Annotated in this window: 19 protein-coding genes; 6 read left to right on the top strand and 13 right to left on the bottom strand. The window is 55.9% G+C overall.

What is annotated here, in order from left to right:
• Positions 1–7 precede the first annotated feature (7 nt).
• Together galT and BISA_RS08055 are read right to left on the bottom strand one after the other, a co-directional pair.
• Positions 8–1,258, bottom strand: a complete 1,251-nt coding sequence (galT, locus tag BISA_RS08060; RefSeq protein ID WP_033891310.1) for a galactose-1-phosphate uridylyltransferase — start codon at positions 1,256–1,258, stop codon at positions 8–10.
• A gap of 2 nt (positions 1,259–1,260) precedes the next feature.
• Entirely contained in the window at positions 1,261–2,064 is an 804-nt protein-coding gene (locus BISA_RS08055) for a DeoR/GlpR family DNA-binding transcription regulator (protein ID WP_033891309.1), read from the bottom strand.
• Positions 2,065–2,346: 282 nt separating this feature from the next.
• Here BISA_RS08055 and BISA_RS08050 point away from each other — a divergent pair, with 282 nt between their 5' ends.
• Positions 2,347–3,498 (top strand): quinone-dependent dihydroorotate dehydrogenase, encoded by a 1,152-nt coding sequence (locus tag BISA_RS08050; RefSeq protein ID WP_033891321.1) that lies wholly within the window; start codon positions 2,347–2,349, stop codon positions 3,496–3,498.
• A gap of 192 nt (positions 3,499–3,690) precedes the next feature.
• Here BISA_RS08050 and BISA_RS08045 read toward each other — a convergent pair whose 3' ends face one another.
• From BISA_RS08045 to BISA_RS07995, 11 genes are all read right to left on the bottom strand, one after another.
• Positions 3,691–4,998, bottom strand: a complete 1,308-nt coding sequence (locus tag BISA_RS08045) for an NADH:flavin oxidoreductase/NADH oxidase (protein WP_033891306.1) — start codon at positions 4,996–4,998, stop codon at positions 3,691–3,693.
• Positions 4,999–5,167: 169 nt separating this feature from the next.
• On the bottom strand, positions 5,168–7,453 hold the full coding sequence (locus BISA_RS08040) for a transglycosylase domain-containing protein (RefSeq protein ID WP_033891305.1): 2,286 nt from the start codon (positions 7,451–7,453) through the stop codon (positions 5,168–5,170).
• Between the two features lie 106 nt (positions 7,454–7,559).
• Positions 7,560–8,279, bottom strand: coding sequence for a Crp/Fnr family transcriptional regulator (locus BISA_RS08035; RefSeq protein ID WP_152597284.1), 720 nt, complete (start codon positions 8,277–8,279; stop codon positions 7,560–7,562).
• 120 nt (positions 8,280–8,399) lie between these two features.
• Complete coding sequence (locus BISA_RS08030; RefSeq protein WP_237746120.1) at positions 8,400–9,473, bottom strand: lipoate--protein ligase family protein; 1,074 nt, start codon at positions 9,471–9,473, stop codon at positions 8,400–8,402.
• Between the two features lie 379 nt (positions 9,474–9,852).
• Complete coding sequence (locus BISA_RS08025; RefSeq protein ID WP_033891302.1) at positions 9,853–10,884, bottom strand: 3-isopropylmalate dehydrogenase; 1,032 nt, start codon at positions 10,882–10,884, stop codon at positions 9,853–9,855.
• Positions 10,885–10,954: 70 nt separating this feature from the next.
• The gene (locus BISA_RS08020) at positions 10,955–13,519 is read right to left on the bottom strand and encodes a S9 family peptidase (RefSeq protein WP_033891300.1); all 2,565 of its coding nucleotides are present in this window, start codon (positions 13,517–13,519) and stop codon (positions 10,955–10,957) included.
• Between the two features lie 30 nt (positions 13,520–13,549).
• Positions 13,550–14,866 (bottom strand): App1 family protein, encoded by a 1,317-nt coding sequence (locus BISA_RS08015; protein WP_033891299.1) that lies wholly within the window; start codon positions 14,864–14,866, stop codon positions 13,550–13,552.
• Positions 14,867–14,935: 69 nt separating this feature from the next.
• Positions 14,936–15,337 (bottom strand): glycine cleavage system protein GcvH, encoded by a 402-nt coding sequence (gene gcvH / locus BISA_RS08010; RefSeq protein ID WP_033891298.1) that lies wholly within the window; start codon positions 15,335–15,337, stop codon positions 14,936–14,938.
• A gap of 63 nt (positions 15,338–15,400) precedes the next feature.
• Positions 15,401–16,591, bottom strand: a complete 1,191-nt coding sequence (gene nudC, locus BISA_RS08005) for an NAD(+) diphosphatase (protein WP_420308661.1) — start codon at positions 16,589–16,591, stop codon at positions 15,401–15,403.
• Positions 16,592–16,701: 110 nt separating this feature from the next.
• Positions 16,702–17,547, bottom strand: coding sequence for an alpha/beta fold hydrolase (locus BISA_RS08000; RefSeq protein WP_033891295.1), 846 nt, complete (start codon positions 17,545–17,547; stop codon positions 16,702–16,704).
• Between the two features lie 57 nt (positions 17,548–17,604).
• Positions 17,605–18,237 carry an NUDIX hydrolase family protein gene (locus BISA_RS07995; protein WP_033891318.1) on the bottom strand — a complete coding sequence of 211 codons (633 nt, stop codon included), beginning with the start codon at positions 18,235–18,237 and terminating at the stop codon, positions 17,605–17,607.
• A gap of 180 nt (positions 18,238–18,417) precedes the next feature.
• On the opposite strand from BISA_RS07995, the gene trxA reads away from it, so the two are divergent.
• The 5 genes from trxA (at position 18,418) to BISA_RS07970 (ending at position 21,622) form a co-directional block, all read left to right on the top strand.
• Positions 18,418–18,783, top strand: a complete 366-nt coding sequence (trxA, locus tag BISA_RS07990; protein WP_033891293.1) for a thioredoxin — start codon at positions 18,418–18,420, stop codon at positions 18,781–18,783.
• 241 nt (positions 18,784–19,024) lie between these two features.
• Positions 19,025–20,041, top strand: a complete 1,017-nt coding sequence (locus BISA_RS07985; protein ID WP_033891292.1) for a G5 domain-containing protein — start codon at positions 19,025–19,027, stop codon at positions 20,039–20,041.
• A gap of 174 nt (positions 20,042–20,215) precedes the next feature.
• A complete protein-coding gene (locus BISA_RS07980; RefSeq protein ID WP_033891291.1) occupies positions 20,216–20,641 on the top strand; it encodes a hypothetical protein in 426 nt (141 codons plus the stop codon).
• Entirely contained in the window at positions 20,631–20,861 is a 231-nt protein-coding gene (locus BISA_RS07975) for a helix-turn-helix transcriptional regulator (RefSeq protein ID WP_033891290.1), read from the top strand. The genes BISA_RS07980 and BISA_RS07975 overlap by 11 nt, the downstream gene beginning before the upstream one ends.
• A gap of 272 nt (positions 20,862–21,133) precedes the next feature.
• Positions 21,134–21,622 carry a hypothetical protein gene (locus BISA_RS07970; RefSeq protein ID WP_033891289.1) on the top strand — a complete coding sequence of 163 codons (489 nt, stop codon included), beginning with the start codon at positions 21,134–21,136 and terminating at the stop codon, positions 21,620–21,622.
• Positions 21,623–21,645 lie beyond the last annotated feature (23 nt).

Raw genomic sequence — 21,645 nt, 5'->3', positions numbered from 1 at the left:
CTTTCTTTCAGTCGGAGATGTCCACGTCGCCGAGCTCATGGAAGCGCTTCGCGATGAGTTCCGGAGTGGTGTCGGAAATCCATGCAGCCATGCCGGATTCCGAACCTGCCAGATACTTGATCTTGTTGGCGGCACGGCGGAAGGAGAAGAACTGCAGGTTCAGACGGTAGTTCTCACGGCGTGGATCGTGAATCGGAGCCTGATGCCATGCGGAGATGTACGGCAGATCCATGCCCTTGCCATCACCCTTGTCGAAGAATGCGTTGCCACGCTTGAGCAGGTGAGAGTACATGGATGCGAGATCCCAACGTTCCTGGTCGTTGAGTTGGTCGAGGGTCAGTACGTCGCGCACCGGGGCAACGTGCACCTCGAGAGGCCAGCGGGCCGCGGCCGGCACGTAGGCCACCCAGCTGTGGTTGCGCATTACGATGCGTTCACCAGCTTCAAGCTCGGCGTTCATGATGTCCTTCAGCAGGTTACCACCGGTCTTCTCATGGTAGGCCTCGGTGTGCTTGAGTTCCTTCTCCATCTTCGGGGCAATGAACGGGTAGCAGTAGACCTGACCGTGCGGGTGAGCTAGGGAAACACCAATCTCAGCACCGTGGTTCTCGAACGGGAAGATCTGCTCGATGCCTTCCATCTTGGAGATTTCAGCGGTGCGGAAAGCCCAAGCTTCAACAACCGTACGCAAGCGGGAAACCGGCAGGTCAGCCGGCAGACCGTCTTCGTTCGGATCGAAGCAGATGACTTCGCAGCGGCCAGCGGCCGGCTTCTGCTCCCACAGCGGGTTGCCATCCACGAACTTTACGGAATCATCCTCACCGGGCACGCGCACCATAGACGGGAAGCGGTTCTCAAACACCACCACGTTGTAATCGGTATCCGGAACTTCGCCATCCTGATAGGGGTCGCCGGGCTTGCGGGCAGCCAGCGGGTTGCCTTTGGCAGTGGCACCGGGGCCTGCGGTAATCGGGCGGTTCATACGGGCGGTGGCCATCGGAATCCAGTCACCGGTCAGCGGATCGCGACGCATCTGCGGAGCAGCGTAAGGCACCTCATTGCCGTCTGCATCCAGATGCGGGGCAAAACGATAGTCCAGCGGACGCGGATCCTTCAGCTCACGGGTCTTTTCGCCAGACACATAAGCCGGATCATCATCCAGATAGAAGAAGTCGCGTCCATCGGCCAGCTTGGTCGGCGTGATGCGGATGTGCTCCTTCGCGTATTCACCCGGTTCGTAGTTGGCAAACTCTGCCATCTTCACTCACTTTCCTCATTGGTCTCGCTCTGGTGTGCCAGCACGAGTTCCTTAACCAAATCCTTCGTTTTGGCGGCGGAGTCGGGGTCGAGACCGTCGTCGGTGATGACCGTATCCACTTGGTCGAAGCGCGCGAACAGGGACAGCGACGTGCAGCTCCACTTGGTGTGATCGGTCAAAACTATGGTTCGATCGGCAATGTCCATCATTGCCATATCAGTTGCGGCTTCCAGCGAGTTCGGCATGAGGAAGCCTCGGGGAATCGACACCGAATGGGTGCCGAGGAATACGGTGTTCACGCGCAGCGATGCGACGACTTTGTCGGCAATCGGCCCAACCAGGGAATTCGAACGAGTGATGACACCACCGGTGACAATCACTTCCACATCCTTGGATTCAAGCGCTTGCACCAATTCGGCCACAGGAATCGAATTGGTAAGAATGGTGATACCGCTGGACTGCTGCGATTCCAGCAGATGCTGAGCGAATACGTAGGCCGTAGTACCGCCGCCGATGGCGATCACATCTCCAGGCGCCACGTATTTCACCGCCTCTTGGGCAATGGCATCCTTTAAGCCAATGTCCATCTGAGACTTCACAGAGAACAGGGGCTCGCTCAACAAAGTACTGGTCGTTACGGCACCACCGTGAACACGCTTGAGCAAACCCTTATCGGCCAGCTCGGCAATGTCACGGCGGATAGTCATCGCCGAAACTCCCAGCTCCTTAGATAGCGCGGTAATGCGCACTGCACCACGGGTGCGCAACCTGCTCAAGATGAGGTGCTGACGTTGTGACGAAATCATACGAACATTATCGCACACAAAAGCTCACAAACAAAACCGTGTTGAGCGTTTTTCGGCCAATGTTTGCGTTCGCTTACGTGCGAAACGCTAAATATGGGCATTTTTCTTCAAAAAGAGACTCTCAAACGCGCAAAATCGAACATTCATATCACCCAAACAATGCAGCCCCTTGTGAAACATGCTGTGAAACACAAACGCACATCGTCGCTGCACTCGAAGTCACAGGAAAACCTCATCGCAAACGGTAGCCATCAGCCATTCATCAGTGAGACAATAGGCATCATGACTTATGTTTGCGATAGCTTCTGGCATGACGCCGTCAACAAGGCGACCACCGACCTGTTCACCTTTGGATACAAGCACATCATCAAACCGAACTTCGTGTTCAACCACCGCCCGGATGAGGCTCATGATCAGATGATCGAATTCTGCCACATGGTTCGTCATATCCCACCGCTGTTGTTTGCCGAACGCACCATGCTCGATTACACCGATCCCATTCTGGAAACCAATGTGATGGGCGTCGACTTCTCCAATCCGTTCGGCCTCTCCGCAGGACTCGATAAGAACTGCGACATGCCGGTAGTGCTCGACAATGCCGGCTTCGGTTTTGAAACCGTGGGTTCCACCACCGCTCGCCCCTGCCCCGGCAATCCGAAGCCGTGGTTCCACCGTCTGCCTGAATATGATTCGATGATGGTGCACGTCGGCCTCGCCAACATCGGCTCGGACAAAGTCATCGAACGTGCTGAAAAAGCATGGACGCAAGCCCGCCAGATGCAAATCTCCGTATCCATTGCCCGCACCAATGATGCATTGTGCGGCGATTTGGACGAGGGCATTGAAGATTACTGCATCTCCATGCGCCGAGCAGCAGGCCGCACCGCCATGATTGAAGTGAACGTCTCCTGCCCGAACACCCATGTAGGCGAGCCGTTCACCTCCTCCCCCGAAGCTCTCGACCGTTTGTTCACCGCGCTGGACAAAATCGACCGCCCGCAGCCCACGTTGGTCAAGATGCCGCTGAACAAGCCGTGGCCGCAGTACAAGGAACTGCTTGATGTGTTGGCTGAGCACAATGTGCAGGGTCTTTCCCTTGCCAATCTGCAGAAAGATCGCACCGGCCTTGAGATTCCGCGCGACTGGGAAGGTGGACTTTCCGGCGGCCCTTGCACCACTGCAAGCAACGCGCTGCTGCGCAAGGTATATCAGGAGTATGGTGACCGATTCGCTCTTGCAGGCATCGGTGGCATCTTCACCCCCGAACAGGCTTATGAGCGTATTCGCTCCGGCGCAAGCCTCATCATGTTCATCAGCTCGCTGATGTACCGCGGCCCACAGCAGATTACCGTGCTCAAGCGCGGCCTTGCCGACCTGTTGCGTCGCGATGGTTTCGATCACATCAGCGATGCTGTCGGCGTGGATGTGCAGTAGCTTGGGCAATAATCAAGCGCGATAACAAGCCGCACCTATTACTCTGCGAAATGCAGCACAGCAAAGCATAAAAAACATGATGGGGGGGTGTTCCACTATTGAATAGTGGAACACCCCCCCATCGCATATCAATAGACAAATGCCAGCAAATTTACCGACAGACTGGCCAGCCCATCGCTACCAGCAGCTCAATCAGTATGCACCGCGAATGTACTGCGGCTGATATGGTGCCTCGGTAGCCGGGATACCAAGCTTATTGGCGGCACGAAGCGGCCAATACGGATCGCGCAATGCAGCGCGGCCGATTTCCACGGCATCCGCCTCACCGCGAGCCACAATCTTGTCAGCCTGCTTTGGCTTGGTAATCAGACCCACGGCGGTGGTTGGAATTTCAGCTTTCACACGCACCTGTTCGGCAAACGGCACCTGATAGTTCGGCTTAACCGGAATGGATACGCCTGCCATAATGCCACCAGTAGAAACATCAACCAGGTCAACGCCGTGTTCCTTGAGCAACTTGGAAACCACGATGGTCTGGTCAAGATCCCAGCCGCCTGCAGCCCAATCGGTAGCGGAAATACGCACCAACAGAGGCATGCTTTCCGGAATGGTGGCGCGCACAGCATCCACTACCTCCAGCAGGAAGCGAGCGCGGCCTTGCAAGTCGCCACCATATTCATCCGTACGTTCATTGCTCAGCGGATCCAGGAACTCGGAAATCAGGTAACCGTGAGCGGCATGAATTTCGATGGCTTGGAATCCAGCGGATACTGCACGACCGGCAGCTGCAGCAAATGCTCCAACGATGCCGTGGATCTCGTCCACGGACAATTCGCGCGGCTTGTTCAGCCCACCAAAAGCGATGGCGGAGGGAGCCACGGTGGGCCATCCACCGGCTTCTTCGGGCACGCTTTGGCCTTCATACCCTACAGCGAAGCAACCGGTGGATGCCTTGCGACCAGCGTGATTGAGCTGAATCGCAGGCACTGCACCCGCATTGCGAATACCGTCCACAATCCAACGCCAAGCATCAATCTGGCCATCCTCCCACAGACCCACATCGCAGGGGGAAATACGGCCTTCCGGAGCTACTGCGGTCGCTTCGGCAATAATCAAGCCAAAACCACCGAAAGCACGAGATACGTAGTGCTGATAATGAAATGGCGTAGGTTTGCCGTCACGGGCGAATGCGGAATACGTGCACATTGGCGGCAGCCAAATACGGTTGCGCACGGTTACATCGCGCAAACCCATTGGTGTAAACAGTCCAACGCGATTCTTCTTGCTCTTACCTGTTTCCTTTGACACGTTCTTGCCTTTCTTCGCTCTGCCGGCCTTGCCACCAGATTTTTTCCCGGCTTTGTCGCTATGTTCAAGCGTGATGCCGGGTGCTGAATCATCCGTGTTTGGACCGGAGGCGGCCAACGTCACCGCCTTCAACTCAGGCACGTCGAATCCCCTGAAATCGAAATTCTCATGTGTCAGCGTATCGCTGTCCATCAGTCCCCCTCCAATAGCCGGCTTCAAGTCGTGGATACCGCCGACTGCGGTATATGTATCCTGCACAATTGTAAAACGGGCGTCACCTCGATGAGGTAACGCCCGCTAACTATGTAGTCACCATGTTCAGTGAATGGTCACTGCAGTGATGTGTTCCACCAGTGCGATATCACTGCTCGTCCTGGCTGCTGCTCTCCGAATTCTGGCTGCTCGTAGAGCTGTCGCTATTGGACGACGTGGAACCATTCGAGTTGCTGGTGGTCGACTTCTGTGCACTGTATGCACGTCCGCCGATACCGAGCGTGGTGCCACTGGCCGTGTACTTCGATGACGGCTGGCCATAGTCGTTGTCAATCGGCAGTTGCTTCTTGTCCGCGTAGGAGTTCAGGAAGTTACGCAATGCCGGTGCGGCAATCGTGGAACCATCCCAGTAGCTGTTGTACACACCGTTGATGCGAATGTTGGCAATACGGTGAGCATACGGGTTCTGAGCATCGCCGACCACAGCGAATGTTGCGATCTGGTTTGGAATGAATGAACCACTGGACACGGCCAAATCCTCGCTCGTACCGGTTTTACCGAAGGACTTACGCCCGTTGTTGAGCTGGAAGTTATGGCCCTGACCATCAGATCTGGTCACACCTTGGTTCAGCGTATAAGCCAGAGTCTGAATGATTTCCGGATCGACCGCCTGATGGCAGTTGGCAGACGGAACCTTCAGATCATTGCCGTCACCATCGGTCACCTTGGAAATAGCGATCGGGTTGCACTGCACGCCGTTAGAGGCGTACACGGCAAAGATGGAGGCCATCGTCAGCGGGGAAACGTTCACGGAACCAATCATCATGGACGGAGTGAAGGACGAAGTCTTATCAATCGTTTCACCGGTTTTAGCGTCATGATAGCCAAGTTCAGTAGCGGTATCCGCAACCTTGCACAGCTTCATAATCGAGCCCATCGAAGCTTGGGTGGTGTTATGAGAACGAACCAGACCCAAGAACGGGCTTTCCGGGTTCACCGTGGTGCCGAATGCATTCTGCACCTTCCAGGAATCGGTACCGCCAGTGTATCGGTCGCAGGCAAAGTCGGTAGTTGGATACGTGGTGGAAGTCTGCAGGTTGTCGTTGATGGAATGACCTGCTTCCATCCATGCCACCAAGTTAATCGGCTTCCAAGAAGAACCGATGGTCCAACCGGAACCACCACCGTCTGCAAGGTCAACCACATAGTTCTGGCTGGTCTTGGTGGCATCGTTCGCAGCCTCGGGCGTAGCATCGTAGTAACGGTTCAAGCCGAAGCCCAGCACTTCACCGGTGCCAGGTTTGACTGCAGCCATAGCGATTTCCATACCACTGGAATCGTTCGGCGGAATCGTGTTACGCGCGGTATCCATCAACAGGGAGTTGGCATCCAGATCAAGCGTGGTCACAATCTTCAAGCCACCTTCCTGCAGCAGCTTGTAACGATCAGCCTGAGTCTTGCCGAATTCCTCGGAGTTCTGGATGCGATGCACCACATAATCACAGAAGAACGCGTAATCGCCGGTATCCTGGCAACCCACGTTCACGGTCTGCACCTTCAGGGTGTCCTTCAGCGGAGTTTCCTTGGCTTTCTTGGCTTCATCCTGGGAAATATAGTTCTCCTGAGCCATCAAATCCAACACAATATTGCGCTGCTTCTGGCTTTCTTCCTGATTGGCCTCAATCAGCGGATCATATTTGTTCGGATTCTTGGTGATAGCTGCGATCGTAGCGGCCTGAATCGGGGTCAGTTCAGATGCGGAAACGCTGAAGTAACGCTGAGCCGCGGTTTCCACGCCGTACAAGTTGGTACCGAACTGGGCGATGTTGAGGTAGCCCTGCAGAATTTCGGCCTTGGAGTATTTCTTCTCCATCTGCACGGCGATGAGCATCTCTCGAATCTTACGGGCAACCGTATCTTCAGTGGCATGGTATTGGGCAATGGAATCGTCATCTTCGATAGCCTGCATCAGCAACACGTTCTTGACGTACTGCTGGGTCAGGGACGAACCACCTTGCTGGGAACCATGCACCAGATAGGTCTGCACGAACGCACGCATCACGCCTTGCACATCCACACCGGCATGACTCCAGAAACGGCGATCCTCTCGTGCCACCACTGCCTGCTGCATGGCTTTGGAAATCTTCTTCAGCGGAACCACGATACGGTTCTGGTTGTAGAACGTGGCAATCACGGTGGTGCCATCGTTCGCATACATAGTCGACTTCTGCGGCAAATTAGTCACGTCGAAGTCCACGTTCTCCACCTTCAATGAGGGGATAACCGCCTTGGCGGCCTTGTTGGCGCCGATCACACCCGGCACGAACAACACGCTGGCCACCACACCGCCAGACACGGCAAGCATGATGTAGGCCAGTAGGAGAACAAGCACACGACGAACTGTCAGGGACTTCTTTTTGGGCATGGGCCCCATTCTAAATGGGCCGGCGTACCAATCCAGTGCCAAGTCCATCACAACAGCTAATCATCACAAGAATCGCACTAGCGTAATGTTTGCTGAAAGATGGCCGAATGCGCAGCTATCGGCGTGAACGTCGAATCAGCATGCCCGGCTGGAAGATAATAATGGAGCGGCCATCGCGAGCAATCCATCCGCGATTGGAGAAGTCCATCAATGCTTTATTGACTGTCTCACGGCTAGAACCCACCAGCTGTGCCAGCTCTTCCTGCGTTAGATCATGCGGTACTTTGAGCCCTTGCTCCACCGGTTCGCCAAAGCGCGAGCCAAGATTCAGCAAAGTCTTGGCAAGGCGGGCGGGCACATCCATGAATACCAGATCGGAAATGCGTTCATTATTGGCGCGCTGACGGTTCGCCATAACCTGCAACATATCGATGGCCACACGCGGGTGTTCGTCCAGCCAGGAGAACAATGCATCATGCTCCAACCACACCACGCGAGTGCCGTGACTCATGGCCACAGCGGAAGCGGTGCGAGGGCCGCCATGAGGATCGAATACAGGAATTTCACCAAGTACTTCACCTGGAGCGTGAATGGACAGGAGGTGCACACGATCATCTGCGGAAGTGCGAATCAGCTTGACTCGGCCGCGCTCCAGCAGATACATGCGGTGGTCGGTATCGCCTTCGGAGAAGATGTACTCGCCTTTATCGAATACGGCTCGTTTGAGATGCGGAATCAGCTCTTCTGCTTCAGCGGGAGAAACCTGCTTGAACAGCGCAGTTTGCAGCAGAATGTTCTCTTCATCGGAAAACATGTTGGGAGTTTCCACGCTTATGCACCATCCTTATGCTCATAGCCGGCGTCGGCCACTCGTCATATTGTAACGCGCCTCACACTATTCGTCAGGAATTTTTCGGATCACAGTGAACCGGATGCTCGGCTCCGCATCAACCACTTATGCAAACCAATGCAGCAAATGGTCAATGATTTGCTCTCGACTCAATCCAGTCTGGCTTTTCAAAGGGTCCACGCGTTTTTTCGCGGATTTCACCGCTTTATCGGAAAGCTTTTCGCGGCTGGTGTTCAGTACTTGCCCCATCTTGGCGGCATCGATGTCGTATGCCATCGTCACATGATGCAGTACAGCGCCTGCGCGAGTCACCGGGAAACGACGCTGCGCCGCTCCCCCAATCTTGCCGTACTGCGAAGCAATGTCATTCAGCCCGGAAAATCGCACATCTAAGCCCAACTCGTGTAAGGCTTCCACGAGCCACCAATCACAAAGCCGGTACGATTCCTCAATGCTCATGTTCTGCACGAATTCCAGAGGTACATAAAGCGAATACGTAATCGTATTGCCAGGTTCGATGAACATGGCACCGCCGCCTGTGCATCGGCGTACTACATCGAATCCCAGACGTTCGGCAACATCCAGATTCACTTCATCCGGTGCTGATTGGAATCGTCCAATCACCACTGCCGGCTCAGCCCATTCCCATATGCGCAATGTCGGCGAGCGCTTGCCCATTGCCACTTCTCGCGCCCAGGTTTCGTCGATCTTCATTTGTTCAGCAGGAGTACGCGGATGGTCATGGAGGACAATCAAATTCCGCTTGAGCGACTCCCATCGCTCGGCATAGTCGTGCGCTGCGGCATCTTGCGCAGCACTGATAGTCGTATGGAGTTGCTTGGTATCAGCAATATTGGAATTCGTAGTCGATACCTTATATATATCAGTTCCACTGACTGCACGGGCAAAAGCGGTTGCTATCGCCGCAGCATCAGTACCAATCAGTTGGCAATTCGGATATTCATCAATTATCGACTGCAATGATTGACCAGTGATTAAAGCCTTGGTCAGGGCTTGTAAATACTGCTCGGAAGCCGCATCATCCGGTGTGTCCACGAAGAAATCACCATCAAGCTGGCAGGATTGCACAGTGCCGTCCGAGTCAAACGATACGGTTACCGCCACTAATTTGCCGCCTGGTGTCTTGCATTCCCCACGACTGATTTTCGTTCCGCTCACGCCCCCACCATAGCAAACGCGTCTATGCGCGTGCGTGTACCAGCTTTGACTGTAGGATTCTGAACGTTGACTGTAGGACATCCAACACTGACTGTAGGGAATTACACAAAGACTGTAGGGTTTCTAACGAAAAACGTTAGAAACCCTACAGTCAGTGTTCAAAAACCTACAGTCGATGTTGGATGTCCTACAGTCAATGTCCAAAAACCGACAGTCGAGGTGTGGCTACATCACCGTGATTGGTAACCGTGCCTTGCTTGCAAGCCGCATGCCACTTACCTGTGGGACGAATATCCTATGTGCAAGCCGCATGCGTTCCACCTGTGGGGCGAATACCCCACAGGTAGGTCACATATCCTCATATGTGGGACGAATATCCTCACATGCGGTTGAGAATGTCCTCACCGACCTGGTCGGTGGAGCGGACGGTGGAGCCGAGCTCCTCGATATCCGCTTCGACGGCCTTGTGAATCTTCTTGGCCGCATCGTCGAAGCCGAGATGCTCAAGCAGCATGGCTGCGGAGAGGATAGCGGCAGTCGGGTTGGCCTTGTTCTGACCGGCGATATCCGGTGCGGAACCGTGAATCGGCTCGAACATGGACGGGTATTCGTCGGAAGCGTTGATGCAGCCGGAAGCGGAGTAGCCCACGCCGCCAACCACGGCACCGGCCTCATCGGTGATGATGTCGCCGAAGAGGTTGTCGGTCAGGATCACGTCGAAGCGAGACGGATCGGAGACTAGGAAGATGGTCGTGGCATCGATGTGCAGGTAATCGTGGGAAACCTCAGGGTATTCCTCGGCAACCTTGTCCACAATGCGCTGCCACATGTCGCCGGCGTTGACGAGCACGTTCTTCTTGTGCACAAGGGTCACATGCTTCTTGCGCTTCATGGCGAGCTTGAAGGCGTAACGTACCACACGTTCCACACCATAGGCGGTGTTGATGGAGACTTCGGTGGCCACCTCGTTCGGAGTGCCACGACGCACCGCGCCGCCTGCACCGCAGTACAGGCCTTCAGTGCCTTCGCGCACCACCACGAAGTCAATGTCGCCCGGGTTGGCCAGAGGCGAAGTGACGCCCTTGTACAGCTTGGAGGGGCGCAGGTTCACGTACTGATCGAGGTCGAAACGCAGCTTCAGCAGCAGGCCACGCTCCAGAATGCCGGCCTTGATGCGCGGATCGCCAACTGCACCAAGCAGGATGGCGTCGTTAGCCTTGATGCGCTCCTCTTCCTCTTCGGGAAGAATGGTGCCATCGCGCAGGTAACGCTCGGCACCGAGGTCGAACTGTTCGTATTCGAAGTCAGCTACGCCTTCAGCGGCCTTTTCCAAAGCCTTCTGTGCCCACGGGGTGACTTCCTTGCCAATACCGTCTCCGGGGATGACGGCAATCTTGTATGTCTTTGCCATGCAATCGGAGCCTACTCGTGCGCCCACTTGCCGGGTTACTTCCGCTCAGCAAGTGGACACATGCGTGGACTCAGCGCGTGATGTGCATCACCGCCAAGCACCAGGCGTTCTCATAGGAGACTTCTTCCCACTGCTTGTATCGCCCAGAAAGTCCGCCGTGGCCGGCTTCCACTTCGATTTTCGCTACGGCGTCCACGCCAGCAGACTGCAGACGAGCCAGCCATTTCAATGGTTCGACGTACAGCACGCGGGTGTCGTTCATCGATGTAGTGATGAAAATACGCGGGAAATCGACGGCATTCTTGGATGCAGAAACAGCCTCGGCAACAGCTGTAGCCCCAGCTGCATCCTCGATCTCAGCCGCATCAGCCGCCGACTCCACAACCGGTACCGGCACATTCTCATACGGCGTATACGACTTCATGTACTCGTACACGCGCGAATCGTGCAGCGGGTCTCCCCACTCATCCCATTCGGTCACGGTCAGCGGCAGGTCAGGATTCAGAATCGAAGTCAACGCATCAACGAATGGCACATCCGCTTCAATACCGGCAAAGCACTCCGGCGCCATATTGGCCACGGCACCCATCAGCAGGCCGCCAGCGGAACCACCGTTGGCCACTGTGCGCCGCGAATCGGCCAAATGGGCGGTCTGCAATGCGCGAGTGGCATCCACGAAATCCTCAAACGTGTGCTTCTTGTTGAGTCGGCGACCCTGCTCATACCATGCGCGGCCCAGTTCACCACCGCCGCGAATATGAGGCACGGCATACAGCACACCGCGATCGAGCATGCTGAGTCGAGCCACCGAGAAGCCCGGATCGGAGGAAATCTCATACGCGCCATAACCGGTGATGAACATTGGCGAATCCTGCGCGGGGAAATCGCGGCGCCACACCAGTGAAACTGGAATCCGCTCACCATCGCGCGCGGTAATCCACACGCGGCGCTCCATGTAGTCACGCGGATCGAAGTCACCCAGCACAGTGGCACGCTTGAGCAATGTGTCACGACCGGTTGCCGGGTCGATCTCATGCAGCTCACCCGGCCGCGTATAACTGGCGAAGGAGTATCGCATGCGCGGCGCATCATATGAAGGATTGCCACCGGTACCGATGTTGTATAGACGGCGGGTTTCTCCCGGCAGATGGTCGTCGCTCGCACCATCAAATGATGATGTGTGGTCCTGTGGAACAGCAACACTAGCATCAGCAACAGCATCCGCAGCCGTATCGTCCGTCCACAATCGCTCACCGTGGTCACCGGTGCTATCCGAACGGTCGGCGGCCACCATATCCCAATCGTTTTCAAGCGGTGGCGGCAACAATTCGGTGAACCGCCACGGTCGGCCGGCCAAAAAGTCAGCGGCAGCAGCCTGCTTGGTGGTGTATGCGACGTGCGGCTGTCCATCGGACCGGTAGCTCAATGTGACGAAGTACCGATGCAATGCAATGCCTTCAATGCCTAGGCCATGCGCACCTTGCAAAATCGCAGGATTCAGCGGGTTGAAGTATGCTTCGGTAATCGGCCGGCCCATGTCGCCGCGTTCGCAGCCGTATGGCGAACCGGCCGCCACGCATACGCCTTCGCCTAAACGATATGGCGGCTTATGCGCGCGCATGTCAATAACATCGATTTCGAAGTTTGGATTATTGGCGTTGTGATAGACCACGGCCAACGGCACGTCTTCACCGTTTTCGCCGGCGCCTTCAAAGCATGCGAAACTCACATCATATTCCACGTCTTCCTTGCGTGGAATAAATGCCTGGAACTCGCCTTCCGGCGTGGCTACCGGCAGCATAAGCACTTCGGTACTGGTTTTTGAACCGGTCCCGATCACGATGCTGCGCTCATCGAAGCTGATGCCCGCTCCCACCCAGAATCGTTCATCCGTCTCACGGTATACGCACACATCGGATTCCACTGGTGTGCCTACCTGATGGCGCCAAATCGCGCACGGACGCCAAGAGTCATCGACCTCAGTCCAAAACACCCATTTGCCGTCCGGTGTGAAACACGCTCCGCCAATGCCTTTGAACAACTCCGGCAATTCCACCGGCCGCCCCTGCTCGAGCGTGGCATCGAGGTCTCGAATGCGGAAATCATAGCGTTCGTCGCCGCTCACATCCACGCCATACAGCACCCAGCGCCCGTCATGGCTCAAATCCATGCCACCCAGACGGAAGAAATCATGGCCTTCGGATTCCACGTTGGCGTCGAACACCACCTGCTCGCCTGGCATGGAGCCGGGCGCGCCCTGCGGGTCCACAACCGGAGGATCCCAATCATCCGCACCGCGCACAGGCATACGGCATTGCACACCGTATTGCTTGCCCTGCTGGGTGCGTGTGAAATACCAGTAACCGTTGATGCGCGTGGGCACGGACATGTCCGTTTCTTCCACATGCGCTTTGAGTTCTTCGAACAGGGTGTGCCGCAAACCTGCCAAATGGCTCATCCGCGCTTCGCAATACGTGTTCTGCGACGCTACATAATCCTGAACTTCAGCGGATTCCTTATTACGCATCCATTCGTAATCGTCTTCAAATATGTCGCCGTGGAATTCACGGCGCTGAGGCTCACGCTTGGCCACGGGCGGCTTCATTGCTGCATTCTGTTCGGTCATGTCAGTCATATCACGCGATTGTACGCGCCAGTAAGGGACTTACTGTTCGTTCGCGTGCTCGCGCAGGTATGGAATCATGGTTTTCAGCAGATTCGCGCCAGTGGTGCCGGTGAACACAGGTACTTCGGTAACCGGTATGGGCTGCGTGGAGGTCAGGCCGGCCACGGATGCCAAACCGGGCGTCTCCTTAGGGCTCAGCTGGCGAATCGCAATAGCCAGAACGCGCCCCGGATATCGTTTGACGATGGTGGCGTAGGTTGTGGGGTCTTTCTGCCCGTCATCGCCCACCAGAATGAACTTCATATCCGGAAAATCCGCCATTAATTGTTCGGCGAATTCCAGCTTGTGCTGCGGGCCGGAAGGCACAAAGGTTTTCGGGCGAGGATCAAGATCGCGTAACAGCAGCGGGCCTTCAGGGAATCCGTGATCGGTAATGAAGTGACGGATCGAACTTTCCACATTCCACGGCGAGGTGGAGAGGTAGAAGAAGGGAGCATCCGGGAACAGGTCCGAAATGCGGGCAAACAGCACGCTCATGCCCGGCACGGAAGCTTTTTTCTTGGGATTCAAAAACAGCAGATTGTAGGCGGCTTTCCAAATCACCGGCGCTTGGGTAATCATGATGGTGTCGTCCACATCGGAGATGATGCCGACCTTGGCGCTGGATGGAATCGTGTACAGGTTGGCACTCACCGGTTTACGGTCGTTCACTGTGTACGAAACACGGTGAATACCAGGCGTGAGACGATGCTCCGCTACCAAATCAAGATAGCCGGCCGAATCGGAAATAGCGTATTCGCCGCTGAGATCGCGCGTACGATCCACTTTGTCGTAAACTTCGGAAGCACCTATTTGCACGGTGTTCAGTGGCGTATCGTCGATGCTGGCTTGCACATGCGTGTGAGGTGCAGGAATGGTGAGCATGCCGCGAATACCGCGAATCAGCTCACCCGACTGCCCATGTTCAGGCGCGTATACCGTGCGGCAAATCAGGCGCGAATAATCGCCGGTACCGTAGCCAACATATGGCTCCACACGCGGATACCAGCCCAATTGATGCGCAACAGCTGCGGAAATATGAGACCACACGCCGAATGTGTGGGTGATGGCACGGCGCGTGAAACGGATCAGCGGTGGTTTGACTTCGATGCGTTCACGTTTGGAAGCCGCATCGAATGTAGTAACGGCTTTACGAGCAGGAATGGGCACAGTTGGCATGTCGTCTGCTGCAGCAGTGCTGGAAGCTGAGGTCGAAGAATCAGCGGTTTCGAGCGCAGACTCGCCCGCGTGGCGCAGTATGTGCAACGTTTCCAGGCGCTTGCTTGCGGCTTCAAAATCCTCGCGTGGGCTTCTCATGCCAACCACTATAGGCCATGCATGCTATGAGCCAGCTAAGAGCGGACTCATAGCATGCACGCAGAGCCTTTAGCGAATGATTTTTGCGTATTCGTCTGCGGTGAGCAGCTCCGGCTCGTCATCGTCAAGTTCAACCTTGAGAATCCAACCTTCGCCGTATGGGTCACCGTTGATTACGGACGGATCGTCCGAAACGTCACGGTTCACGTATTTCACCGTGCCAGCCACCGGGCTGATCATCGGCTGCACGGCCTTGGAAGACTCGAGTTCCACGATTTCATCGCCGGCTTCCACGCGGGAGCCCGGCTCGGGAAGGTCCACGAATACCAGTTCGCCGAGCTGGTCGGCGGCATATTCGGTGATGCCAAGAATGGCGAGATCGCCCGAACGGTCCACCCATACGTGCTCATCGGAGTACTCAAGGTGTTCGGGAATATCCAGGTTCAGCGGCTGTTCGATTTCATCACTCATAGGCACCAGACTAACGCATTGCTGCCGGCTATTCCACCACTGTTTTCCCAGCCTTCCACACTCTTACAGTTCGCGCCCGAGCCACTCCTCAATCATGTACCGCGCGATGGTGGCTCGCCCTGGAGCAGCCATTCGCCCGGAAATCAACTCGGCAGTGTATTCGTCGCGCGTCACCCAGCGTGCGGTCATGGTTTCCTCGCCATCCACGTGCACGTCGGTGGTGATGGCATGTGCCTTGAATGCCATCATCAATGAGGCTGGGAATGGCCACGGCTGCGAACCGAGATAACGCACCTCGCCAAGTTTGATACCGGTTTCTTCCATGGCTTCGCGCCGGCATGCATGTTCGAGGTTCTCCCCCGCTTCCACGAATCCTGCAGAAACTGAATACAGTCGCTCGTCTTTCCATGCCGCGTTATGCTGCAGCAGCAGACGATCCTGCCCATCCACGATGGCGGTAATTACCGCGGGCTCCACGCGCGGGAACAGAATGCGGTTACGGTCTGCTGCGTTGGAGCAACGCTGCGCCCAGCCTGCGAGCGCGGTTTCGACCGGCGCGCCGCATGTTGGGCAGAATCGTTGACGGGAATGCCAGATGCTTAATGTGATGGCACTGGTGGCTTGCCCTGCTTCGCGCGCGTTTGCGTGAGGTGCGAAGCCGCGCAAATCGACCCAATCGAATCGTGTGACTGCTTGTTGCAGCAATGTTGGCTTGGGCGCAGGCTTCTTGCTGTCCTGCAGGTCGACTGATTCGTCAAATGCATCGTCTGCGCCTTGGCCTGCGGAATCCGGTACGCTGAGTGCTCCGTCAACAGTGCCGTAATCTTGGGTGCCGAGCACGCCGGTGATAGCGCCGGCCTGGCCGCCCGCTGATTGTGCAGCCGGCATGTCGCAGCCTGCGGAACTTTCTGATGATGCCTGGGCTGCAGTATTACTGGCCGTGCTGCCGGGTTCTGGAACTCGTGAAATATCTACTGCGATTACTGATTCTCCGCGAGCGCCACCGTAGGAGCCGAGGAACATGGCCACGGCTTGCGGGTAACGCTTGAGTTCGGCGGAAACATAGCCGCCGGGCAAGGTGGCGAGCCTCATTTTGACGTTTTCATAGTCGACGAGATCGCCTTGGCCACGCGGTACGGCGATGTGCCCGCCACGGGTCAAAATCACCTTGGTATTGGCGTCTTGCAGGAGTTCGTCAATCAGTCCCGGTTCGCTGCGTCGATCTACTTGATAGTCGATGTCGCCTTGTGCCAGCGGCAGGAATGGCAGCGCTTGGGTGAGTGCAAGCGGCGAGAAATGAATGTCTGCGGTCATTCGCGATCCTTACTTCACTATGCGAATTCACTATGCGGCTATGTGCTGAATCAGGCAGCCTGCACACGGCGGACCAGGGAAAGCAGTGCGCGTGCCACCACGTCTGGATGCTCTACAGCGCTGAAGTGGCCGCAGTCTGGTATGTCGATGAATTCGGCGCCGCGAATGCGCGCGGAGAGCGGACGCATCACGCTTGGATTGCTGGTGGGGTCCAGCTCGCCGGAAATCACCAGAGTAGGTGCGCTGATTGTTTCCGGCACGGCGCTCATATCCGGGCGGCCGTAGGTCATGCGTTGGCGCCATGCCAAGCCGGCTGGATTCTGTTCTTCAATCCAGCGGGTCATGGTTTCCACGAATTCCGGGGTTTTCTTCACGGTTGAATCCCCTTCGGATGGTTTGGCGAAATGCATCACCGGCTCCACGGAATTGGTTTGTTCAGCGGCATCGGCCATCGCTAGGCGACCTTCGCCGCCCACACCATCCGAGGCGGCCATCGTGTCGCACAAGGCAAGTCCGGCCACGGTCTCCGGGTGGCGGCGTTGAATATCCATCGCCACATAGCCGCCCATCGAAAGCCCGACCCAGATGGCTTGGCTGTAGCCGGCGGCCTTGATCAGATTCACGTATGCGTCTGCCAGACGGTCCAGTGCTTCAGGATATGAACCATTGGGCAGCTGCGGGCCGGAATCCTCAGCACTCGGCACGGGAGAGGCGCCGGAACCGGCCATATCAGGAGCCCAGATGGGGAACGGCGGCACGTCGTCCAAATCTGAGAAATCCACGAGCGCCTTAGCGCAAACATCCCACATGCGGTGGTCCACCGGGTAGGCATTCATCAGCACCACCGGCACGCCTTCGCCTTCACGGTAAACGTGATTCACTAATTCGATTGCCATATGTACTTCCTTGAATTCAAACTCAACGAATCAGAATGTTGCAATACTGTTGCACGCTCACACGCCGGCCCATGCCAGCGCCTGCCGCACGATGCGGCCATGACCATTGACCATCTGTTCCACGAACTTATCCATCATGTCGCTCTTCGGATCAACCCATTCCACGTCGAGCGTTTCGTCCTGCGGCTTGCAATCGCCGGCGATGGCAACCACATAGCACAATGCAATCGCATGCTGGCGCGGATCGTAGTACTCGCTCAGGCCTGGAGTCGGGAAGAATTCGGCCACGGTGAACGGTTGCAGGGAGGCTGGCAGCAGCGGTAACGCAATATCGCCCAAATCCTTGGCCACATTGCGGGCGATGGCCTCACGCAACGTTTCATGGAAAAGCACACGACCGGTAATCACCGTACGCTCGATTGAACCATCGTCCGAGACGCGCAGCAGTGAGCCCACTTGTGCAATGCGCCCCATCTCATCGGTGCGCACGGGCACGATTTCCACATATGCGATGGGCATTTGATGACGAGCGCGGTTAATGTCTGCAGGCTCCAGCCACCCCGGAGGATTGCCGTGGCCCGAGCCACCTCCGTGAATGAAGTCCTCGGGGGTTATGTTGTCGAATTCGCCACGCTTGCGGTTGACGTCAAAATCGCCCTCGCCGGGCACTTCATCATTCATGACTGGCATGCCTCCCATTATCGCGCGAATATGCGGCGATTCCTTCACCTTCCAGCGAAATATGAGCAAACATGTTTTGGCTTGCGGCGCAAAACCAGCGCGATGGGCGCCTATTTGTTGGGTGGTGCTGACAAGCTGGTGCGCAGATGTAAACGTGAACCTGCATATAAGTTGATAAAGGAGACTCACATGGCAACCAAGGCGATTACCTCGGCTGATTTTGAGCAGACTATTACTGATAACGAAATCGTGTTCGTGGACTTTTGGGCTACATGGTGCGGCCCGTGCCGCGCGTTCGGCCCGATTTTCGAAGCTGCTTCCGATAAGCCGGAGAATAAGGACATCGCCTTTGTGAAGGTAGATATTGATGCCAATCAGGATTTGGCTCAGGCTGCTGGCATTCAGGCTGTGCCTACGCTGATGATTGCCAAGCAGGGCGAGGTGATCTTCCAGCAGGCTGGTGCTCTGCAGGCCGCTGATTTGGATGATCTGATCAGCCAGGCCAAGGCTCTTGATCTTGCCGCAGCCAAGGCTGAGGCCGCCGCCCAGAACTGAGCACATCAGAACGCTGCGTGACTTGGGTCCAAAATCCACCCGATTCCCCGATATATAGCGCTACTAAGCATCAGCAACCACTATATATGCCGCCTCCATGCTTGTTCGTGGAGACGGCATTGCTGTATTTCATCCAGTGCACCATCTATGATGGTGGGCAGTGTGCAGCTCGGTTCGCGCAACCTGCACGTTCATGTGGTTCCTATAATCCAATCGAGTTGCAATCAATCCAAGGAGCGTAATGACGAGACACGGTAGGAAAACCTCCCCTCTGAAGTCCCTGAGCTTAAGCAAGCGTCAGTGGGCAAAGATTGGCGCAGTGATTGCCGCCGGAGGTCTCATCGCTGGTGCTGGGTTTGTATCCCGCAACTTCTATCAGTCGGATACCAGCACGGTTGGCACTCATATCACCGCGTTTTCCGCCACTGATTCCGCAGCTTCCCGTTCCGCCGCCCGTGGCGAGTTGAACGGCGCGGATAAGAACACCACGTATGTCACCGTAAAAATCAATGGTGATTCCCGCGTGGTGCTTGGTGAGAAAAGCGCCATGAAAACCGTCAAGGATGTGCTGGACGCCGGCAACATCACGCTTGATCCAGCTGACACCGTATCTCCTTCGCTGAAGAGCAAGGTCACCGAGGCCACGGTCATCACTATTGAACGTGCTGGCGCAGATGTGGAGACCAGCGATACGGATATTCCGTTCAACGAAGTGCGTAAGGAAACGTCCGATTTGCCTAAGGGTACCGAAAAGGTGGAAACCGAGGGTGAGAACGGCGTTATGGAGACCACCTCTTTGGTGACTCGCGCCGGCGATAAGGTCGTATCCTCCAATGTGTTCACTTCCTGGGTCAAGAAGGCTCCTGTGGATAAGGTGATTTTGGTTGGCACCGGTTCCACGTCCAGCTCTTCTTCGTCTTCCAGCTCATCATCCACGAGCTTGGGCACCACTGTGCCGGTCGGTGAAATGCAGACTTGGGCTCACGATTATCTGATTGCCAATGGCTACACGGAAGACGATTTCACCGCAGCCAATTACATCATCAATCACGAGTCCGGCTGGAGCCCCACTGCTGTCAACCCGTCCGGCGCCTATGGTCTGCCGCAGGCTCTGCCGGGTAGCAAGATGGCTTCCGCTGGCGCTGACTGGGCAACCAACTACCAGACCCAGTTCAAGTGGTTCGTCAGCTACTGCAACGGTCGTTATGGCTCTATCTCCGCCGCTTACAGCCACTGGTTGCAGTACAAGAGCTACTGATTTGCAATAACAGCTTCGCATTGCGAGAAAAGCCCTGCCTGAGCGCAGGGCTTTCTTGTTATCGGCGTACTTGCTTGCACTGAGCAATATGCGCCCGTCGCATACCTGACATGCGCCACACCCCCGATGTATCCACCCTATAATGAACCAAGCGAATAAGAGAGCGGGGGAACTATGACTTTTAACCGATACATTGCGATGCGCGCGGTGGTGGAAATCGTGGGCGCACTGGCATGCGTGCTCATGATGATGATTGGGCACAATTTCATCGGAGTTATTATCACGGCTCTAGTGGCGCTTATTTGGGCTTGCGGTGAAATCTGGGTGGTTCAGGTGCTCAACAAGCAGCGCCCTCGGCGAGATGAGCTTTCGGATCAGCATCAGAGCAAGGCCACGCAATTCGCCATGTGGGTGCTGGTTGCCGTGCTGGTGGCGCTAGGGTTCATCTACACCGTGCTGAACATGCGCATACTGTTTACCCCTTATGTGATTCCTCCTATGGCGTTGCCCACGCTGGCTATGTGCGCTTTGGCTTTGTCTGATGGTTATTATCTCTGGCTGGAGCATGACGGCTCGAATGGGGATGACGATGAAGACTAGCGTGAAAATTCACCGTCTTGCTCGAGGCATGAAGCAATCCGAGTTGGCTGATCTCATCAATGTTCGCCGAGAAACCATCGGACGTTTGGAACAGGGGCAGTATTGCCCTTCGCTCAGGCTTGCTATGGATATTGCCAAGGTGTTCGACACTACGGTTGAGGAGCTTTTTAGCTTTGACGACGAGACCGACGACACGCCCGAAAGCCGTTCACACAGGTAAATTCGCGGCAAACTCGAGCTTTAATGCTCAAAAACCGCAGTATTGCAACGTTTTCTCATCGTCAAAGTCAAATAATGACATTATGTCAAGAGACAACGCCCTCACACGGCGTGACAACGATGTCACATAGTTTGTCTGCTCGATGTTCAATACCCCCGTTTTACGTCATTGGGGTGGGTATTGTAGGGGAAGCGCAGGGAGATAAGGCTTACAAAGCCTACTGCGAGATGTACTTCAAGGGTGTATTCCACCCTTATAAGGAGGTTATTGATATGAAGAAGAAGATTATGGCTGTTCTGGCCACCATCGCTGCTGTTCTGGGCTTCGGCTTCGCTGCCAACACCGCTCTGGCCGTTGACACCCACTACGGCGCTACCGGCGACGTTCAGGGCAACACTGTCGTGTTCACCTTCACCGGTCTGGCTGCAAACACCGATTACACCGTTTCCGCTGATGACGCCGTTGTTCAGGATATTCAGCAGGTCATTTCCCGCACCTTCAAGTCCGACGCCAACGGCACCCTGAAGGTTAAGTTCATCCTGAAGGCCGGTGTTGCTGCTGGCACTCAGGTTAACGCTACGCTGTCTGACGCTAGCGGCAAGGTGCTGACCACCGCTACCGCTACCGTTCCGGCTACCGGCAACGGTGAGACTACCACTGCTGACACCGGTGCTTCCGTGGCTCCGTACGCTGTGGCCGTCGTGCTGCTGGCTGCCGCTGGCGTTGCTCTGTTCGCCGTCCGCAAGACCAGCGTTCGCTGAATCTTTCGGCGCTGAGCTGATTT

It is taken from the genome of Bifidobacterium saguini DSM 23967 (assembly GCF_000741715.1).
Classification (GTDB): domain Bacteria; phylum Actinomycetota; class Actinomycetes; order Actinomycetales; family Bifidobacteriaceae; genus Bifidobacterium; species Bifidobacterium saguini.
This window is presented reverse-complemented; position numbering and strand designations above follow the sequence as displayed.

Bases quoted from the DNA above. Each gene is read 5' to 3' on its own strand.
- galT (WP_033891310.1), bottom strand. From the start codon at position 1,258: ATGGCAGAGTTTGCCAACTACGAACCGGGTGAATACGCGAAGGAGCAC.
- BISA_RS08055 (WP_033891309.1), bottom strand. From the start codon at position 2,064: ATGATTTCGTCACAACGTCAGCACCTCATCTTGAGCAGGTTGCGCACC.
- BISA_RS08050 (WP_033891321.1), top strand. From the start codon at position 2,347: ATGACTTATGTTTGCGATAGCTTCTGGCATGACGCCGTCAACAAGGCG.
- BISA_RS08045 (WP_033891306.1), bottom strand. From the start codon at position 4,998: ATGGACAGCGATACGCTGACACATGAGAATTTCGATTTCAGGGGATTC.
- BISA_RS08040 (WP_033891305.1), bottom strand. From the start codon at position 7,453: ATGGGGCCCATGCCCAAAAAGAAGTCCCTGACAGTTCGTCGTGTGCTT.
- BISA_RS08025 (WP_033891302.1), bottom strand. From the start codon at position 10,884: ATGGCAAAGACATACAAGATTGCCGTCATCCCCGGAGACGGTATTGGC.
- BISA_RS08020 (WP_033891300.1), bottom strand. From the start codon at position 13,519: ATGACTGACATGACCGAACAGAATGCAGCAATGAAGCCGCCCGTGGCC.
- BISA_RS08015 (WP_033891299.1), bottom strand. From the start codon at position 14,866: ATGAGAAGCCCACGCGAGGATTTTGAAGCCGCAAGCAAGCGCCTGGAA.
- gcvH (WP_033891298.1), bottom strand. From the start codon at position 15,337: ATGAGTGATGAAATCGAACAGCCGCTGAACCTGGATATTCCCGAACAC.
- BISA_RS08000 (WP_033891295.1), bottom strand. From the start codon at position 17,547: ATGGCAATCGAATTAGTGAATCACGTTTACCGTGAAGGCGAAGGCGTG.
- BISA_RS07995 (WP_033891318.1), bottom strand. From the start codon at position 18,237: ATGCCAGTCATGAATGATGAAGTGCCCGGCGAGGGCGATTTTGACGTC.
- trxA (WP_033891293.1), top strand. From the start codon at position 18,418: ATGGCAACCAAGGCGATTACCTCGGCTGATTTTGAGCAGACTATTACT.
- BISA_RS07985 (WP_033891292.1), top strand. From the start codon at position 19,025: ATGACGAGACACGGTAGGAAAACCTCCCCTCTGAAGTCCCTGAGCTTA.
- BISA_RS07980 (WP_033891291.1), top strand. From the start codon at position 20,216: ATGACTTTTAACCGATACATTGCGATGCGCGCGGTGGTGGAAATCGTG.
- BISA_RS07975 (WP_033891290.1), top strand. From the start codon at position 20,631: ATGAAGACTAGCGTGAAAATTCACCGTCTTGCTCGAGGCATGAAGCAA.
- BISA_RS07970 (WP_033891289.1), top strand. From the start codon at position 21,134: ATGAAGAAGAAGATTATGGCTGTTCTGGCCACCATCGCTGCTGTTCTG.